Below are 16,784 nucleotides of genomic sequence, written 5' to 3'. Positions count from 1 at the left end.
AACCCGATGTCGAATGTTTTGGAGACTGTCGCCGAAGTCGCCGCGGCCGAGGACGAGCGCCGCGCCGCCAACGCCATTCGCGCGCTGGCGATGGACGCGGTGGAGAAGGCCAAATCCGGCCATCCCGGCATGCCCATGGGCATGGCCGACGTCGCCGCGGTGCTGTTTCGTCAGTTCGTGAAATTCGACGCCTCGGCGCCGGACTGGGCGGACCGCGACCGCTTCGTGCTGTCGGCGGGACATGGCTCCATGCTGCTCTATGCGCTCGTCTATCTGCTCGGCTATCCGGGCGTTACGATCGACGATCTGAAAAGCTTCCGCCAGCTCGACTCCAAGACCCCCGGCCATCCCGAGTTCGGCCACACCGTCGGCGTCGAGACGACGACCGGCCCGCTCGGCCAGGGCCTCGCCACCGCCGTCGGCCTCGCCATCGCCGAGCGGCTGCAGGCGGCGCGTTTCGGCGACGAGATCGTCGACCATCGCACCTATGTCATCGCCGGCGACGGCTGCCTGATGGAAGGCGTCAGCCATGAGGCGATCGACCTCGCGGGCCATTTGAAGCTCGGCCGGCTGATCGTTCTGTGGGACGACAATGGCATATCCATCGACGGGCCGACGACGCTCTCCACCTCCACCGATCAGCTGGCGCGTTTCGCCGCCGCCGGCTGGCATGTGCAGCGCGTGGACGGCCATGCGCCGGCGGAGATCGCCGCCGCGCTCGCCGCCGCGCAGCAGGACGCGCGCCCGTCGCTGATCGCCTGCCGCAGCGTCATCGGCTATGGCTCGCCGGGCAAGCAGGGCAAGGAGACGGTTCACGGCGCGCCGCTCGGCGCATCGGAGATCGAGCTCGCCCGCGCCGAACTCGGCTGGCCCTATGAGCCTTTCGAGATTCCGGCGGAGACGCTGGAGGCATGGCGCGCCGCCGGCCGCCGCGGCGAGAGCGAAAGGCTCGCCTGGGAGCAGCGCCTCGCCGCCTCGCCCAAGCGCGACCAATTCGAGAATTTTCTGAAGGGCGACGTCTCCGGCGCCGTGGCCGCGTCGCTGCGCGCGCTGCGCGAGAGCTTCGCCACCGAGCGGCCCAAGGTGGCGACGCGCAAATCCTCCGAGACCGTGCTCGGCGTCATCAACGCCGCGACCGACGCCACGATCGGCGGCTCCGCCGATCTCACCCACTCCAACTTCACCATCACCAAAGGGCTCGGCTCCGTCTCGGCAGAGAATTTCGCTGGCCGCTACATTCACTATGGCGTGCGCGAGCATGGCATGGCCGCCGCGATGAACGGCATAGCGCTGCACGGCGGCTTCGTTCCCTATGGCGGAACCTTTCTCGTCTTCTCGGACTATGCGCGCGGCGCGATCCGCCTCTCCGCGCTGATGGGCCAACGCGTCGTCTATGTGCTGACGCATGATTCCATCGGCCTCGGCGAGGACGGGCCGACGCATCAGCCGATCGAGCATCTCGCCTCGCTGCGCGCCCTGCCCAATCTCTATGTGTTCCGCCCGGCGGACGCGATCGAGACGGCGGAGAGCTGGGAAATCGCCCTCAATGCGCGGACGACGCCTTCCGTGCTGAGCCTGTCGCGCCAGAATTTGGCGACGCTGGAGCGGCCGATCGGCGAGAATCTCACGGCCCGCGGCGCCTATGTGCTGCGCGAGCCGAGCGGCGGGCGCCATGTGACGCTCATCGCCACCGGCTCGGAAGTGCAGATCGCGCTCGCCGCCGCCGACCTTCTGTGGACGCGGGGCGTGCGCGCGGCCGTCGTCTCCATGCCCTGCTGGGAGCTGTTCGAGACGCAATCGCCGACCTATCGCGCCAGCGTGCTCGGCTCGGCGCCGCGCGTCGCGGTGGAGGCCGCCGCGCGGCTCGGCTGGGACCGCTGGATCGGCGAGCGCGGCGCTTTCGTCGGCATGACCGGCTTCGGCGCGAGCGCGCCGGCGGATGCGCTCTACGCCCGTTTCGGCATCACGGCCGAAGGCGTCGCCGGAACCGCGCAAGCGCTGCTCTGACGATTGGCGTAATCGGAACGGCGCCCGCGGCTTCGCGGGCGTCGCGCCGGCAGAAACGAATAGTCGATTTCGAGCTCGAACGAATAGACCAAGAGAAACCCTCGCGAGAGGACGCCGCAATTCTCGGCGCACGGCCGCGGGAGGTGATGACATCGCCCGCGCTCCGCTATATCGCTATCAGCGGAATCGGCCTGCGCCCCCCATATTGCTCTGGCGGCGCCGTCTTAGACTTTAATCGAATTCCGGCACTGGGAGGACACCGCAAATGGCGCTCATCACCCTGAGACAATTGCTCGACCACGCCGCCGAGCACGACTATGGCGTGCCGGCCTTCAATATCAACAATATGGAGCAGGGCCTCGCGGTGATGGAAGCCGCCGCCTCCGTCGACGCGCCGGTCATCATCCAGGCGAGCCGCGGCGCCCGCTCCTACGCCAATGACGTGATGCTGGCCAAGATGATCGAGGCGCTGGCGATCATGTATCCCGACATTCCGCTGGTCATGCACCAGGACCACGGCAATAGCGAAGCCACCTGCGCCAGCGCCATTCGCTTCGGCTTCACCTCGGTGATGATGGACGGCTCGCTGGAGGCCGACGGCAAGACGCCGGCGAGCTATGACTACAATGTCGCGGTGACGCGCCGCGTCGTCGATCTCGCCCATTGGGTCGGCGCTTCGGTCGAGGGCGAGCTCGGCGTGCTCGGCTCGCTGGAGACCGGCGAGGGCGAGAAAGAGGACGGCCATGGCGCCGAGGGCAAGCTCAGCCACGACCAGCTGCTGACCGACCCCAGCCAGGCGGTGGATTTCGTCGCGCGCACCAAGGTCGACGCTCTCGCCATCGCCATGGGCACCTCGCACGGCGCTTACAAATTCTCGCGCAAGCCCGACGGCGCCATTCTCGCGATGCATGTGATCGAGGAGATTCACAATCGCTTGCCGAACACGCATCTCGTGATGCACGGCTCCTCCTCCGTGCCGCAGGATTTGCAGGACGCCTTCAACGAGGCCGGCGGCGAGATGCCGCAGACCTGGGGCGTGCCGGTCGAGGAGATTCAGCGCGGCATCAAATATGGCGTGCGCAAGATCAACATCGACACCGACTGCCGCATCGCCGTCACCGCCTCCATTCGCGCGACTCTGCTGAAGAACAAGGGCGAGTTCGACCCGCGCAAATATCTGAAGCCGGCGCAGGAGGCGATGCGCAAAGTCTGCAAGCAGCGCTATGAGGAATTCGGCGCCGCGGGCCAAGCGAGCAAGATCAAGCCGATCCCGCTCGCCGATATGGCCAAGCGCTACGCCAGCGGCGCGCTCGATCCGCAATTCGCCGGGGCCAAGGCTGCGGAGTGAGGCGCAGCCGAAGAAGGTTCGCGCTCTCCTTTTCCACTGGTGGGAGAAGGAGAGCGTCTCGGCGCGCGGGTAACGATGGAGTTCAGCATGACGAATGACATCATCATCGCCCCTTCCATTCTCTCCGCCGATTTCGCGCGGCTCGGCGAGGAGGTGCGCGATGTCGTCGCCGCCGGCGCGGATTGGATTCATCTCGATGTGATGGACGGGCATTTCGTGCCCAACATCACCTTCGGCCCCGGCGTGGTGAAGGCGCTGCGCCCGCACGCCGCGTGCATTTTCGACGCGCATCTGATGATCGAGCCGGTCGACCCTTATGTCGCCGCCTTCGCCGAGGCCGGCGCCGACATCATCACACTGCACGCAGAGGCCGGCGCGCATCTGCACCGCTCGCTGCGGCTCATTCGCTCGCTCGGCAAAAAGGCCGGCGTCTCGCTCAATCCCGGCACCAGCGAACGCGCGCTCGATTATGTGCTCGACGACGTCGATCTCATTCTGGTGATGAGCGTCGATCCGGGCTTCGGCGGGCAAGGCTTCATCCCCTCGCAGATCGACAAGATTCGCCGCATCCGCGAGATGATCGGCCGGCGTGATATCTTCCTCGAGGTCGATGGCGGCGTGACGCGGCAGACGGCGACGGCGATCGTCGAGGCCGGGGCCGATGTTCTCGTCGCCGGCTCCGCCGTCTTCGCCGGGACCGGCGCCGCGGCCTATCGCGAGAACATCGCCGCCCTGCGCGGCGCGGCGGCGGCGGCCGGCGCGCTGGCCGTGTGACGGCGCGCCGCGCAGAAGCGTTGCGAAAGCGTCACAATGTAGGGAGAAAGCTTCAGCCCCCGCGGCGAGTGGACGTCACCCGAATGAAGGACGCCGAATTCAGGCCGGCGAGCGAGGCTCGCGCCGATCTCCGAGAATTGCTGACCGCCCTGTCGCGCTTGCGCGAGGAGGTCGACGCCGACGGCTATGCGCTCATCGCGAGCTGGGGCGGGCCGTTTTCGACAGAATTCGCGCCGGCCGCGGAAAATCTCGCCCATTATCTCGCCCTGCGCCGCCGCGATCTCAGCGATCTGCAAGCGCGCCTCTCGGCTTTCGGCCTCTCCTCGCTCGGCCGCAGCGAGGCCAAGGTGATGGAGGCGCTGGATGCGCTTCTGGCGACGCTGCGGCGGCTCTGCGGCGAGGCGGACGCCCCCTACCCTACCCCGGCCGCCATGCGCGCTGGCGAGGACGCTCTGAGCGCCGCGCGCGATTTGATTTTCGGCGCCGTCCCCACGACGCCGCACGCCGTCGTGATGGTCACGCTGCCGAGCGAGGCGGCGAGCGAGCCCGAGCTGATCCGCCGCCTGATGGAGGCCGGCATGGGCTGCGCGCGCATAAATTGCGCGCATGACGACGCCGCCGCCTGGAAAGCGATGATCGGCAACATACGCGCCAGCGAGCGCGCGCTCGGCCGCAATTGCCGCGTGCTGATGGACCTCGCCGGACCGAAGTGCCGGATCGAGCAATTGCGCGCGCCCGAGAAGCTGCGCCTCTATCGCGGCGACCGCTTCGCCATGGTCGCGGCGCTCGATCCGCGCGCCGCCGGGCCTGTCGCCATCCAGCCGTCCTTTCCCGAGACGATCGGCCAGCTCGCGCCGGGCGCGGAAGTGTGGATCAACGACGGGAAGATCGGCGCGCGCGTCGTCGGCGCGAGCGCCGGCGCCGTGGAGCTGGAAGTGTTCAGCGCCCGCGGCAAGGGCGAGCGGCTGAAGGTCGAGAAGGGCCTCAATTTCCCCACGACCGATCTGCGCCTCCCGCCGCTGACGCCGAAAGATTTTCGTGATCTCGATTTCGTCGCCGCCGAGGCCGATCTCGTCGGCTTCTCCTTCGTGCAGGAGACGGCCGACGTCGATCTCCTGCAGGACCATCTCGCCGCGCGCCGCGGCGCTCTGCCCAAGCAGACGATCGTGCTGAAGATCGAAACGCCGCTCGCCGTGCGCAATCTGCCGCGGCTCATTCTGCGCTCAGCGCAGCATCATCCGACGGCGGTGATGATCGCCCGCGGCGATCTCGCGGTCGAGCTCGGCTTCGCCCGCCTCTCCGAAATGCAGGAGGAGATTCTCTGGCTCTGCGAGGCCGCCCATGTGCCGGTGATCTGGGCGACGCAGGTGCTCGACCAATTCATCAAGGACGGCGCGCCGAGCCGGGCCGAGACCACGGACGCCGCCATGGCGCAGCGCGCCGAATGCGTGATGCTGAACAAGGGGCCGTTTCTCGCCGAGGCGGTGACATTCCTGCGCGACGTGCTGGCCCGCATGGATCGCCACCAATCGAAGAAATTCGCCCGCTTCACCCCGCTGCGCGCCTGGGACTGAAGCGCGCGAGACGGTTGCGGAGGCGACGCCGGGGCATTATGGGATAGCCGCCGCCCGGCGACTCGGCCGGTCGGCGCATTGGGGCGTCGCCAAGTGGTAAGGCAGCGGATTTTGATTCCGCCATACGGAGGTTCGAATCCTCCCGCCCCAGCCAGAATTCCGCAAATCATTGGAATCGCTAGAAAGTCGCCTCAGCTGGGGCGCGTTTCCACATCCGTGTGACACATGGCTGGTACACCACGGAGATTTTCGTGCCCGCCATACCCCATGTCGTGCGTCGCGGAGCGTTCTATTATTGGCGGCGGCGACTGCCATCGGCGCTTGCCGAATCGAGAAATTCTGCGACGCTGATTCTCGGCCTGCGCACCAGCAACCCCGGGAGAGCGCGCTTCCTCGCCGGCCAGATTTCCGCGCTCGCCGATCGTTGTTTCTTTCCGGCCGCCATGACCAGTCGCCTCTCACAGCAGCAAATTCAGAAGGTGTTCCGCATCGTCTTCACGCAGCACCTCGACAAGCTCGAGGCCGTGGCGGCGCGCGAACGCACGGAGAACGATTTCGATCCCGAGAAAAGCCGCCGCAGCGAGCGCGTGATGGGGCACGTCTATCGCCTGCTCGAGACGCGCGGACGCGCCGCCGCCGTCGACGAGCGCTCCGCCGCGCAAATGGCGGCGCAGGGCATGAGGCCGGACGAGATCGCCGAGATCGCCTTCATGCTCGATCTCATGCAGCGCCAAAACGTCTCCGCCGAAAAGCAGGAGCGGCTCGCGACGCTCGTCGCGGAGGTCGGCGGCGAGCCCAATCCGATGAATCTCGCGCTCGCGCAGGAGACGGTCTACCGGGCCTTCGCCGAGGCGAATTTTCAGTCGGAGCGCCGGCATGACGGCGTGCGCGTCGAGATCGAGAAGACCATCGCCGACATTCTGAAGGATCACGCCAAGGCGCCCCACGACTCGGTCGGTCACGCCGAGACGAGGCCCGTCGTTGCGCCCCTCGCCTCATCCCCGATTGTCGTCCCTCGAGAAGCGACCGCGACGGTCGAAGGCGCCCGAAACGAACATGCGCCGCCGTCTGCCGACCCCGCGCCCACGCCGAGTCCCGCCAAGGCGGCGCGAACGAAGCCGTTGTCGCTCGACGAGCATCCATTCGTCGTGCTCGCCGAGGGGGTCATCCAGAAGAATGCGGACGCCAAGGCCTGGGACACGAAATCCCAGCGTCAGGTGCGTCAGATTTCGCGGCTTTTCGCGAGGCTCCTCCTCGAGCAGGGCGTCGTCGAGTTCGAAGACATCCACCAGAAGCACCTGGGCGATCTCGACGACCTCTTCGGCGCTGTCGCCAAGAGCTACGGCCGCAGCCCGCGAGACAATCACAGGACGCTCGACCAGCTTCGCGCGATCGGCGCGGCCAAGCCGCCATCGGAGCGCGGCTTGGTCGCCGGAACCGTCAATCGGCATTTTTCATTTCTGGGCCAAGTCCTCGCCCATATTCGAAGCCGCGGCCACAAGCTCGACCGGGACATCGACATGACGCTGATGCGTCGCAAGTCCACGGAACGCGGGCGCAAGAAGCGTGGACTCCTGACCGAAGCCGACGCCGGCGCCATCTTCCGCCTCGCCTTCTTTATCGGCTGCGCCGGTTGGAAAGACGACGAGATATTGATCCCAGGCCCGCACGTCTTTCACCGCGCGCTGTATTTCGCGACGCTCATGCTCCACTACACCGGAGCGCGGCGCGAGGAGATCTGCGGCCTCTCCGTCCGTGACGTGGCCTACGTCGACACGGTGATCGACGGCAAGTTACAACGCCTCCACTATATAAAGATCAGAACGAGCGAAATTCGGCGCATCAAAAATCTGTATTCCGAACGCTCGGTCGTTCTGCACCCGGAGCTCATCCGCCTCGGCTTTCTCGATTATGTCGCGGCCGTGAGAGCACTCGGCTATGAGATGGTCTTCCCCGATCTCAAATCGCCGACATCCTCGTCACCTCTGGGCGATCGGCTCTATGACGAGCTGATCGACGGGCTGCACCAAGCCATTCCCGACGCCAAGGAGCGCAAGAAGGTCATCCATTCGATGCGCAAATCTTTCGGCAATTCATTGAAGCAGAAGGGGATTCATAGCGAGATTCGGAGCGACATCATGGGGCATTCGGGCGCCACCCCGACCGAGGAAATCTACTGCGACGCGATCGCGCTCGCCAACATGCTGCCGAGCATCATGAAGATTCCGATCGTGACGGCGCATCTACAGCCTCACCCGATCCGCCTGCTGCCATGGGTGCAGGACAAGCTGCGGCCGCCATTCTCGCGGAAGCGGAGGGGGACGGATGGCGCGGGTCCGGGACGCAGGCGGGCGAGAAAAACGAAGGGAGCACCGGACCGCTCGTGACCCGAAGCGGTCATTGTCACGGCTAAGATCGAGCTGGACTCCCGAAGAGTACGACCGATAAATTCATGTATGATGAAATATGATTGCGCTTCTGACATTGAATGGCATCCCGCCCCGTATTCTCGGCTCGTTGACTGAAGAACAACGAAAAGCCGTGGCTTCTTACGCTTCCAGCGATCGGCGCGAATCTTACGATAGTTGGTGGCAAAACGGCGTCGCAGAACCAATCCGCCCATTTGCAAAATTTGTCAGTGGCGCAGCAAATAGTTTTATACGTTGGGGAGCGACCATCATCGACAATAACAGAATCGGTATTATTTCGTCGCGAGTCGGAATTGGTCAATCAACATTTGACGGCCTCGATACAAAACTGCACTCGGATATAGTGGGTGCCTCAGAGTGGCTTAGAGAAGAGCGAATTATTTGTTTGCGATTGCTCTGCGTTTCCAGCGCAGCAGCAACTTTTATCGATTTGACAGATAAAGAAGATATGGAATCTATTCTCGATTCACACAGGATCGACGATGGCCGCACTTATAAGACCGAGCTGCTAAGTCTATCGCAGAAGAATGGATGCACCGTAAACCAGAAACCTTGGGATGTTATCGTGTTCGACGCAAACACGCCACACATTCCTCCGGGCGCGCTCGAATCCAATCGGCGTGTCTTTCAGCAGGCGTGGATAGAAATGCAGTTGCCTCCAGATTGGCGCCCGCGCCTGAGAAGCGATGATAGACCTTTGTTTGTGTTTCCTAATTTTTGATCTTCGCAACAGTCTGCGCCGTGCGAGCCGAACTGAAAGTCGCCTTCGAGGCATCGGGCGAAGGTCGGCCCGTGGCGCGACCTCCCCGTTCAGGACGGCGAGCGTGAAACTATGACCCATAGCGACGTTCCCATCCCTGCGGCCCGAGCTATAACGTGACATAGCTCTCAAGCTCGCATGTGTCGGCCAGAGCCATAATCGTGCTTAAGTTACTTTTTCCATTAGGTTATCTGTCAATACAACCTCTGTGCCATTATCCAGCAGCACCAAATACAATACTTTGGATACGCCGTCGTTCACATTGAGTATTGTCCCAGTGCCATTATAAATTTTGTTTGCTTGATACCATATGTTGGTCACGCGCTCGCCGATCTGAAATTTTTGCGGTCGCGGCGGTGTTGGTTCCGTGGAGACGTACGTGCCTAGTGCGGCAAGAAGGGCTTGAATCTCGGCACCTTGCTCAGGGTCTTCCTCAGAGGACATCAAAGGTGCGCGACCCGGAATCGGCGGTGTCAAAACAATTGGAAGTTCCCACGGGAATGATCCTGAACATTTTTCTTTGAAGCGGCGCTGCGCCTTCTCCACACTGAATTTCAGATGATAGTCGACTCCTCCAATCATGTTGCAAGGATCACCTGCGAAAGCCAGCTCTTGTCGATTATAGAGCCCAGATTTAGCTCGGTTCACTATGAGTGCAGATATATTGAAGTATTCAATAGCAAAATCAGGAATTGTGTCTTTTGTCTGATATTTAAGCCACTGTTCTGGATCTCCAGTCCAAAATAGAAGCGCCGCTGTAGCCAAATCACATTGAGGTTGGGACACGATCCATTCGAGAACATCGATGGCGAAATCCCAATTAAGATGCCCTGCAACAACGTGCCACACGTCCGGCGAACGGCGTTGTAGCCACGAAATCATGGCTTTCTGCTCTTTTTCATAATCTTCAAAATTTGACATGCGTGCTCCCGTCGGTTTGTCCGTTTCCCAACCTCGAGACAAGATCCCGGTTCGTAGAGTGGCTGAATAGGAAGAGACGGTAGGCCGACAATCCGGGCGTGACCAATACTACGCATGAGCGATCAAGCTTTGCCAGCGAATGTCCGTTCCTGGCGCATCCGCCCCATAGGCGAACGTGAAATTTCGACCCGACGCGACCCTTCCAAATGCAATGCCGAGCGGGCGAAACCGACTGGTTTCTGCAATCTCTTGCATCGCGAGGGCCCGGAAAACCATCGGTCGACGCTTTATCGAAGCGCGAGGTCGACCGAATCGTTCGCCGCCCCGGCGCAGCAGATGGGCGGGATTGCGACCCCGTTCCGCGAAAGCTTCACTCCTCGCCGACGATCAATTTCGTCGACCCATGCGTCACTGTCTCGAAGTTTTTGGTGAAATCGCCGAGCTCCAACACAAAGCGCGGCTGGGCGCAGGGGACGGGGCGCAAATATCGCTTCCCGGCCTTGAGCCCGCTCGCATGGACGCCGCGTTCGTATTTGACGCCGTTCATATTGTGGGGGTTGTGCAGCTTGATCCAGCAGAGGTCGACGCCGTGCTCATGCGTTTCCTCGACGCCCAGCACCGCGTAGCAATGGTCGCGCACGAGTCCCATGGAGGCGATGCCTTCTCCCGCCGTGCCGAGATTTTTGGTCATGATCGATTTGCCGAAAGGCTTCGTCTCGGCCACGATCGGATCGCGCTTGGAAGGATCGCCTTTCGGCAGGCACAAATTTCTGATCGCGTAGAACACCTCCAATTGTTTGCGGGAATAGACGCCGCTGGACCGTTTGCCGGGAAGGATGGAGTTTTTTGCCGCCCAGGACAATATCTGGTCTCTCGTTCCCGCGTGAAGGCCGCTCTTCTTCAAGAACTCTTCGAAATGCTCATATTTGTATTGACGATGCAGGCTGTAGTCGTTGGCGTACCAATTGCCGAAGCGAGTCTGCGTCCACCAATTTGTCCAGTGGTTGAAGAGAGTGGCGTCGTCTTCGAAAACCATCGTCTCGATCTTGGCCTTGATGTCGGGCTTGCTATTCGCGAAACAGGCCATCAGGCACGCCTCGCCTTTCGTGTTCAAGAAGGCGACGTCGTCGACGTCGGCGTTGTTCAGGATGGCCGTGGCCTGCGCGCCGAGCAGCATGCCGAACGCCTTGTCGGCGTTGACGCCGCCTTTTCCGAGATTTTCGTAGCTCGAGCTTCCGTGCAGCGCCGCGGCGGCTTTTTCGATGAGCTTGACCCAGACGAAACTATGCGCGCCGAGGCCGGAAACGACGCTTTTCGAAATTTTGACGTAGTGAGGAACCCCTCCTTTGTATAGCCGCACGACCACCGATCCCAATCCGACGTCCTTCATGGACCGCTCGATCAAGTCGGGTCCATTCGGCAATTCGAGGATGGAGATGAGCGCGGAGAGCAGCCAGCAGTCGCCGATTCCGCCCTGCCGAACGTCATAGGCGCTCGGCGGCGACGGAAAGAGGTCCTTGAACGTGCGGTGATGGAAGTCATTCCAAGCCGGCGTGCTCGGATTTCCGCAAGCGACGATCTGGGCGCTTGCCGGAATGGTCAGAAGTCCGTCCTTGTGATGAGCCATTTTCGCCTCCCGTGGATCAACGTCCATTCGACATAAACCCGACGGCCGGCCGTGTTTGTGGCGAATCCCACAGGGCACGCAGAGCGACAGCTCTTCTGGCGCGGCTGGGATGAGGCATTCGAATGCGGCGTCATCGGCGCGAGGAGCGACGCGACGAAGCATTCCAGAGCCGAACTCCGAGCTTCGACAGCGTATGGCGCGGCAATCTGGATGAGATTTTTCGGTCGCGGTGACAAGGTGTCGAGCCGATTCGCACCGGTTTGCTTCGCAAAATTCATCGACGACTCGACGTCGGTATGTGAGAGCCACGAGGTTCGAGCTTCGTGAGCATGAACTTTCAAGGCATGGACATCCTTACTGCACATAGGCGAAGCTGGAATCGGTATGGATCCTATAGCCCAAAAGCTTTGCGAAAGCGGGGCACGAGCATATCGCGGGTCTTGATCATGCGGTTCAGCCAGCCGGCCTTGACTACGCCAAAGATCGGCAGATGCGACACGCCGGTCTGTCTCCCCAATGCCAGCAGCATCATCGGGTTGCCCGTCTTGGCTTTATAGGCGGCCAGCGCGCCGCGGCCTGTCAGGATTGCTCTGATATTGGTTTCAGCGGTCTTGGCCTGGCCGAGGATGTGCACCGCCATCTTGTTCTCCGCCACATCGTTGATGTCGCCTACCGCGAACACATTGGTCAGGCCCTTGACCCGCAACTGCGGATCGACCCTGAGCCGGCCCGCCTCATCGAGGAGCGCGGCATAATGCTCCCTCATAAATGCGGTCTCCGGCTGTCCTCCTGTCGCCCAGATCAAGAGGGCATAATCAATGACGCGGCCCTTGTTGGTCATCACTGCGCCGCCCTCGGCGAAAGGATCGGTGGATGGCTGCGAGGTAAGGCTCTCGCCGGTGATGACGGTGACCCCGCGCGCCTCGAGAATGCGCGTTGCCTCACACGCCAGTTCTTTGGAACTGCCCTTGAGGAAACGTTCTCCCCGTTCGATCAGCGTGATGGACTTCTCCGGCCAAGCCTCGCTGATCTCGCCGGCGATCTCGACGCCTATGGGACCGCCCCCGACGATCAGTATTTTTTCAGCCTCCATAATCCGCACATTGTATCGGCGATAGAGCGTCCGGCGTTCCTCCATCGTGCCCGCGGATGCGCGCATGAGTGGATTGGCGTGGCGACTACCTGTGGCCAGGACCGTCACATTTCCGCTGATCACGGCCTGTGCGCCATCCGCGAGCTCGACGCGTCCGCCGTCTCGCGTCCATTCCGCAAGGCGGCCTTGCACATGACGGACACCGACCAGCGCTTCAGCGAAAGCGATCGTTGCCGGCCCCGCCAAATCCGGATCAACGATCACACGCGTCGCCGCCATAGGAACCTCGATGAAATCTCGAGGGTCGACCAGCATGACCGAAAAGTTTCTGACGAGGGATTTCGCGAGTGTCGCTCCGGCGATGCCGCCGCCAAAAATGACGACAGTCTCATGCGTGTCGATGAGGTTGGGTGTGGGGGTCGCGCTCATGCCGGTTAATAGGCCACGCCGATCTGCGCCCTATGGCGTGTCGGGCGTTCGATCTCATCGAGCACGGCGCGGGCAAAATCGATGCCGCTGATTGCCGATTTGCCGTTCTCGTCGAAAAGCGCAACTTCATCGCCGATACGATAATGGCCGAGATCCTCGCCCGGCGTCCAGGCCGAGAATTCCAGACCGGGAGAGACGAACAACCAGTCGACGCCGGTCGCGTCGGTGAGAAGGTTGTTCAGAACATCGAGATTCTCCTTTGCTTCGGCGACGATCTCGGCCGGAATTTCGGAAGAAAAGCTCTCAACCTCCAGCATGCGCGGAGCGCCGGGCGTACGTCGCAGACACGAGAAGCCGCCGATCAGAATGAGACGCGCGCCTGCATCGGCGACTTGCCTCGCGAGCTGACCATAGGTTTTGGCGAGAGCGCCGACGTTGGCGCCTCGCGGCGATAGCGCGCCAACGACGACATCGGCTCCGACAATCGTCGAGCCGATATCGGCCACGTTCGACGTGAAATATGCGACGCCCTCTATCCGTTCGACCGGGTTCGAGCGGCTGACCGAGCTCACTGTATGGCCGCGCTTCGCGCCCTCCCGCGCGATGGCCGAGCCAGCATAGCCGGTGCCGCCGATGACGATGATCTTCTTCTGTGTGGTCATGCAAATATCCTTGCTCTCGAGCCGAATCCGCCGCCCTCGCCCGGTGACTGGGCAATTTCAATGCGTACGGAAAGGCATATGCGGTGGAGGTCCCAACTCTGATCGTGGTCTGCATTTGTCACTTAGTCTAAAAATAGATGACAGAGCTCGCAAGGAGGCATATTATTCTGACCAGGTCAGGACAAAGTGATCTACGGCGGAAAGGGCTCGGATGACAGGATCGCGAGGATTGTTGCCGCCCGACGGCGTGGATTTCAGTCAGCCCTGCGTGGTGCGGGATGTGGTGGACCGAGTGGGTGACCGATGGAGCCTGCTGGTGCTGGCTCATTTGGCCGACATGCCGCAACGGTTCAATGCGCTGCACCGCGCCATCGGCGATATCTCGAAACAGGTGCTGTCGCGGACGTTGCGACGACTGGAGGAAGACGGGTTCGTCAGTCGCACCGTGCATGACGTGACGCCCCCGCAGGTCGAATATGCGCTGACTGAAATGGGATCGTCCTTCCTGGAACCGTTGAGGGCCCTGATCGGCTGGGCCGAGGCGCATCATCGAGCGATTGTCGGGGCCCGTGAGAAATTTGGCTCCGCGCAAAAGGCTGGAGCCGCTCGCGCATGAGAGAGGGCTGCTCGGACACGCGTCCTTGGAGGTTCCTTCTCACGAAAGCATGACCCTGGGCGGCGGCGCAACGTTCTGGGTGCAGTTTTCGCTTTGCGAGGCCTCGACCGCTCCGCGCGGATATCGCCCGCAGAACGAACAAGTGCATCGTGATCGCTTGGTCGGCGCGTGAGATTTTCTAAATTTGACCGATCCTGGCGCGGCGAAGGTCCGCGAAGTCGAGGGAAGGCAGACCTTCTCGACGCCCAGACGAATGGCCGCTCCTGGCGCTCACGGAAATTCGAACCGGGCCGCCAGCTTCGCCTTCCCCTCCCCCGAGACACGCCGCCATTGCGAACAAAACAAGAATTATGGTTCAGTCTCCGGGCCCGCTCACCCTGCCGATTCGCCCATGACCGCCGTCGCCTATCTCGAAAAGCTCAACGCCGCACAGCGCCGCGCCGTCGAGCACGGGCTCCATGACGGCCTGTCGGCCTCCGTCGGCGGTCCGCTGCTCATCATCGCGGGCGCCGGCTCCGGCAAGACGAACACGCTCGCCCATCGGGTCGCGCATCTCATCGTCCGGGGCGCCGATCCGCAGCGCATGTTGCTGATGACCTTTTCCCGCCGCGCCGCCGCCGAGATGGCGCGGCGGGTCGAGCGCATCTGCGCCGAGGCGCTGGGCGCCACAGGCGGCGGCGATGTCCTCGCCTGGGCGGGCACGTTTCACGCGATCGGCGCCAGGCTGTTGCGCGAATATGCCGGCGCCATTGGCCTCGATCCCGCCTTCACCATCCATGATCGCGAAGACTCCGCCGATCTGATGAATCTCATCCGCCACGAGCTCGGCTTCTCCAAGACCGAGAGCCGCTTCCCCACCAAGGGCACGTGCCTTGCGATCTACTCCCGCGCTGTGAACGCCGAAACTCCGCTCGAGCAGGCGCTTCTCGGCGCCTTCCCCTGGTGCGCACGCTGGCACGAGGAGCTGCGCCGCTTATTCGCCGCCTATGTCGAGGCGAAGCAGGCGCAGAATGTCCTCGATTACGATGATCTCCTGCTCTATTGGGCGCAGATGACGCAGGACGACGCGCTCGCAGAGGAGATCGGCGGCCGCTTCGATCACATTCTCGTCGACGAATATCAGGACACCAATCGCCTCCAGGCCTCCATCCTGCTCGCCTTGAAGCCCAAGGGCCAGGGGCTCACCGTCGTCGGCGACGATGCGCAATCCATCTACTCCTTCCGCGCCGCCACTGTGCGCAATATTCTGGAATTTCCGAAAAGCTTCACGCCGCCGGCGGAGGTCGTCACGCTCGATCGCAATTATCGCTCGACCGAGCCGATCCTCGCCGCGGCCAACGCGGTCATCTCGCTCGCCGCCGAGCGCTACGCCAAGAACCTCTGGACCGAGCGTCGCTCATCGGAACGGCCGCAGCTCGTCGCCGTGCGCGACGAGAGCGATCAGGCGCGTTTCATCGCCGAGCGCGTGCTCGAGGCGCGCGAAGCCGGTATGACGCTGAAGCAACAGGCGGCGTTGTTCCGCGCCTCGCATCACAGCGCCATGTTGGAGCTGGAGCTCGCGCGCCGCAACATTCCCTTCGTGAAGTTCGGCGGGTTGAAGTTCCTCGACGGCGCGCATGTGAAGGATCTTCTTGCCCTGCTGCGCTTCGCGCAGAACCCGCGCGATCGCGTCGCCGGCTTTCGCATTCTGCAAGTCCTGCCCGGCGTCGGCCCTTCCTCCGCGCAGAAGATTCTCGACTTCCTCATCGAGCGCCCGGACCCGCTCGCCAGCCTCGCCGAGGCGCCGACGCCGCCGCGCGCTGGCGAGGAGTGGCGCGGCCTCGTCGCGACGCTGCAAATGCTGCATGCGAGAGAGGGCTGGCCGGCGGAAATGGAAGCGGCGCGCCGCTGGTATGAGCCGCATCTCGAGCGCCTGCACGAGGATGCGCCGAGCCGCCTCGCCGATCTCGTCCAGCTCGAGCAGATCGCCGCCTGCTATCCCTCGCGCGAGCGCTTCCTCACCGAGCTGACGCTCGACCCGCCGGACGCGACCAGTGACGAGGCCGGCCCGCCTCTGCGCGACGAGGATTATCTCATCCTCTCGACGATCCATTCCGCCAAAGGGCAAGAGTGGAAGTCGGTCTTCGTGCTGAACGCCGTCGACGGGTGCATCCCCTCCGATCTCGCGACGGGAACAGCGGCGGAGATAGAGGAGGAACGCCGGCTGCTCTACGTCGCGATGACGCGCGCGAAGGACAGCCTGCGGCTGGTGACGCCACAACGATTTTTCACCCGTGGCCAGCCGGCGCAGGGCGACCGGCATGTCTACGCCGCGCGCACGCGCTTCATTCCGGCGGAGCTGCTGCGGTTTTTCGAATACGTGAGCTGGCCGGCCGCGGCGGCCGTGGGCGAGCGGCTCGCCGAAGGTGAGCTACGAGTCGATGTGCGGGCAAAGATGCGGGGGATGTGGGGATGAACGATGAGGGAAGCTGTAGATGAAGCGCGACGTCTATGCCGCCTGACGGAAAAAGGATGCGGTTGGAAAGGCTCTGCTCGCCGTGGGCT

At 62.9% G+C, this 16,784-nt stretch carries 12 protein-coding genes and 1 tRNA gene; 9 read left to right on the top strand and 4 right to left on the bottom strand.

Annotated features, from left to right (window positions below):
- The first annotated feature begins 6 nt into the window (after window positions 1–6).
- The 7 genes from tkt to METLW4_RS27615 all read left to right on the top strand — a co-directional run bounded on the left by tkt (window position 7) and on the right by METLW4_RS27615 (window position 8,853).
- Complete coding sequence (gene tkt, locus METLW4_RS0103835; protein WP_018264881.1) at window positions 7–2,007, top strand: transketolase; 2,001 nt, start codon at window positions 7–9, stop codon at window positions 2,005–2,007.
- A 265-nt stretch (window positions 2,008–2,272) separates the two neighbouring features.
- Window positions 2,273–3,355: a class II fructose-bisphosphate aldolase gene (gene fba, locus METLW4_RS0103830; RefSeq protein ID WP_018264880.1), complete on the top strand. Its 1,083-nt coding sequence runs from the start codon at window positions 2,273–2,275 to the stop codon at window positions 3,353–3,355.
- A gap of 87 nt (window positions 3,356–3,442) precedes the next feature.
- Window positions 3,443–4,129, top strand: a complete 687-nt coding sequence (rpe, locus tag METLW4_RS0103825) for a ribulose-phosphate 3-epimerase (protein WP_026191219.1) — start codon at window positions 3,443–3,445, stop codon at window positions 4,127–4,129.
- A gap of 83 nt (window positions 4,130–4,212) precedes the next feature.
- Window positions 4,213–5,703 (top strand): pyruvate kinase, encoded by a 1,491-nt coding sequence (locus tag METLW4_RS0103820; RefSeq protein WP_018264878.1) that lies wholly within the window; start codon window positions 4,213–4,215, stop codon window positions 5,701–5,703.
- A 79-nt stretch (window positions 5,704–5,782) separates the two neighbouring features.
- A tRNA-Gln gene (locus METLW4_RS0103815) sits at window positions 5,783–5,857 on the top strand.
- A 97-nt stretch (window positions 5,858–5,954) separates the two neighbouring features.
- On the top strand, window positions 5,955–8,090 hold the full coding sequence (locus tag METLW4_RS0103810) for a DUF6538 domain-containing protein (protein WP_157234876.1): 2,136 nt from the start codon (window positions 5,955–5,957) through the stop codon (window positions 8,088–8,090).
- A gap of 79 nt (window positions 8,091–8,169) precedes the next feature.
- Window positions 8,170–8,853 (top strand): hypothetical protein, encoded by a 684-nt coding sequence (locus METLW4_RS27615; RefSeq protein ID WP_157234874.1) that lies wholly within the window; start codon window positions 8,170–8,172, stop codon window positions 8,851–8,853.
- Between the two features lie 204 nt (window positions 8,854–9,057).
- Here METLW4_RS27615 and METLW4_RS26965 read toward each other — a convergent pair whose 3' ends face one another.
- From METLW4_RS26965 to METLW4_RS0103790, 4 genes are all read right to left on the bottom strand, one after another.
- On the bottom strand, window positions 9,058–9,813 hold the full coding sequence (locus METLW4_RS26965; RefSeq protein WP_083919213.1) for a DUF4274 domain-containing protein: 756 nt from the start codon (window positions 9,811–9,813) through the stop codon (window positions 9,058–9,060).
- A gap of 370 nt (window positions 9,814–10,183) precedes the next feature.
- Window positions 10,184–11,440 (bottom strand): C2 family cysteine protease, encoded by a 1,257-nt coding sequence (locus tag METLW4_RS0103805; protein ID WP_018264876.1) that lies wholly within the window; start codon window positions 11,438–11,440, stop codon window positions 10,184–10,186.
- A 391-nt stretch (window positions 11,441–11,831) separates the two neighbouring features.
- Complete coding sequence (locus METLW4_RS23935) at window positions 11,832–12,962, bottom strand: NAD(P)/FAD-dependent oxidoreductase (protein WP_018264874.1); 1,131 nt, start codon at window positions 12,960–12,962, stop codon at window positions 11,832–11,834.
- Between the two features lie 5 nt (window positions 12,963–12,967).
- Window positions 12,968–13,624, bottom strand: coding sequence for an NAD(P)-dependent oxidoreductase (locus METLW4_RS0103790; RefSeq protein WP_018264873.1), 657 nt, complete (start codon window positions 13,622–13,624; stop codon window positions 12,968–12,970).
- A 229-nt stretch (window positions 13,625–13,853) separates the two neighbouring features.
- Between METLW4_RS0103790 and METLW4_RS0103785 the strand changes: the two genes are divergently transcribed.
- Together METLW4_RS0103785 and METLW4_RS0103780 are read left to right on the top strand one after the other, a co-directional pair.
- On the top strand, window positions 13,854–14,240 hold the full coding sequence (locus tag METLW4_RS0103785) for a winged helix-turn-helix transcriptional regulator (RefSeq protein ID WP_018264872.1): 387 nt from the start codon (window positions 13,854–13,856) through the stop codon (window positions 14,238–14,240).
- A 391-nt stretch (window positions 14,241–14,631) separates the two neighbouring features.
- Window positions 14,632–16,695: an ATP-dependent helicase gene (locus METLW4_RS0103780; RefSeq protein ID WP_018264871.1), complete on the top strand. Its 2,064-nt coding sequence runs from the start codon at window positions 14,632–14,634 to the stop codon at window positions 16,693–16,695.
- The last annotated feature ends 89 nt before the right edge of the window (window positions 16,696–16,784 follow it).

Source organism: Methylosinus sp. LW4 (assembly GCF_000379125.1).
Taxonomy (GTDB): domain Bacteria; phylum Pseudomonadota; class Alphaproteobacteria; order Rhizobiales; family Beijerinckiaceae; genus Methylosinus.
This window is presented reverse-complemented; position numbering and strand designations above follow the sequence as displayed.

What these genes read in the sequence shown, in the direction of transcription:
- fba (WP_018264880.1), top strand. Translation starts at nt 2,273, where the DNA reads ATGGCGCTCATCACCCTGAGACAATTGCTCGACCACGCCGCCGAGCAC.
- METLW4_RS23935 (WP_018264874.1), bottom strand. Translation starts at nt 12,962, where the DNA reads ATGAGCGCGACCCCCACACCCAACCTCATCGACACGCATGAGACTGTC.
- METLW4_RS0103780 (WP_018264871.1), top strand. Translation starts at nt 14,632, where the DNA reads ATGACCGCCGTCGCCTATCTCGAAAAGCTCAACGCCGCACAGCGCCGC.
- METLW4_RS0103790 (WP_018264873.1), bottom strand. Translation starts at nt 13,624, where the DNA reads ATGACCACACAGAAGAAGATCATCGTCATCGGCGGCACCGGCTATGCT.
- METLW4_RS27615 (WP_157234874.1), top strand. Translation starts at nt 8,170, where the DNA reads ATGATTGCGCTTCTGACATTGAATGGCATCCCGCCCCGTATTCTCGGC.
- METLW4_RS26965 (WP_083919213.1), bottom strand. Translation starts at nt 9,813, where the DNA reads ATGTCAAATTTTGAAGATTATGAAAAAGAGCAGAAAGCCATGATTTCG.
- METLW4_RS0103820 (WP_018264878.1), top strand. Translation starts at nt 4,213, where the DNA reads ATGAAGGACGCCGAATTCAGGCCGGCGAGCGAGGCTCGCGCCGATCTC.
- METLW4_RS0103805 (WP_018264876.1), bottom strand. Translation starts at nt 11,440, where the DNA reads ATGGCTCATCACAAGGACGGACTTCTGACCATTCCGGCAAGCGCCCAG.
- rpe (WP_026191219.1), top strand. Translation starts at nt 3,443, where the DNA reads ATGACGAATGACATCATCATCGCCCCTTCCATTCTCTCCGCCGATTTC.
- tkt (WP_018264881.1), top strand. Translation starts at nt 7, where the DNA reads ATGTCGAATGTTTTGGAGACTGTCGCCGAAGTCGCCGCGGCCGAGGAC.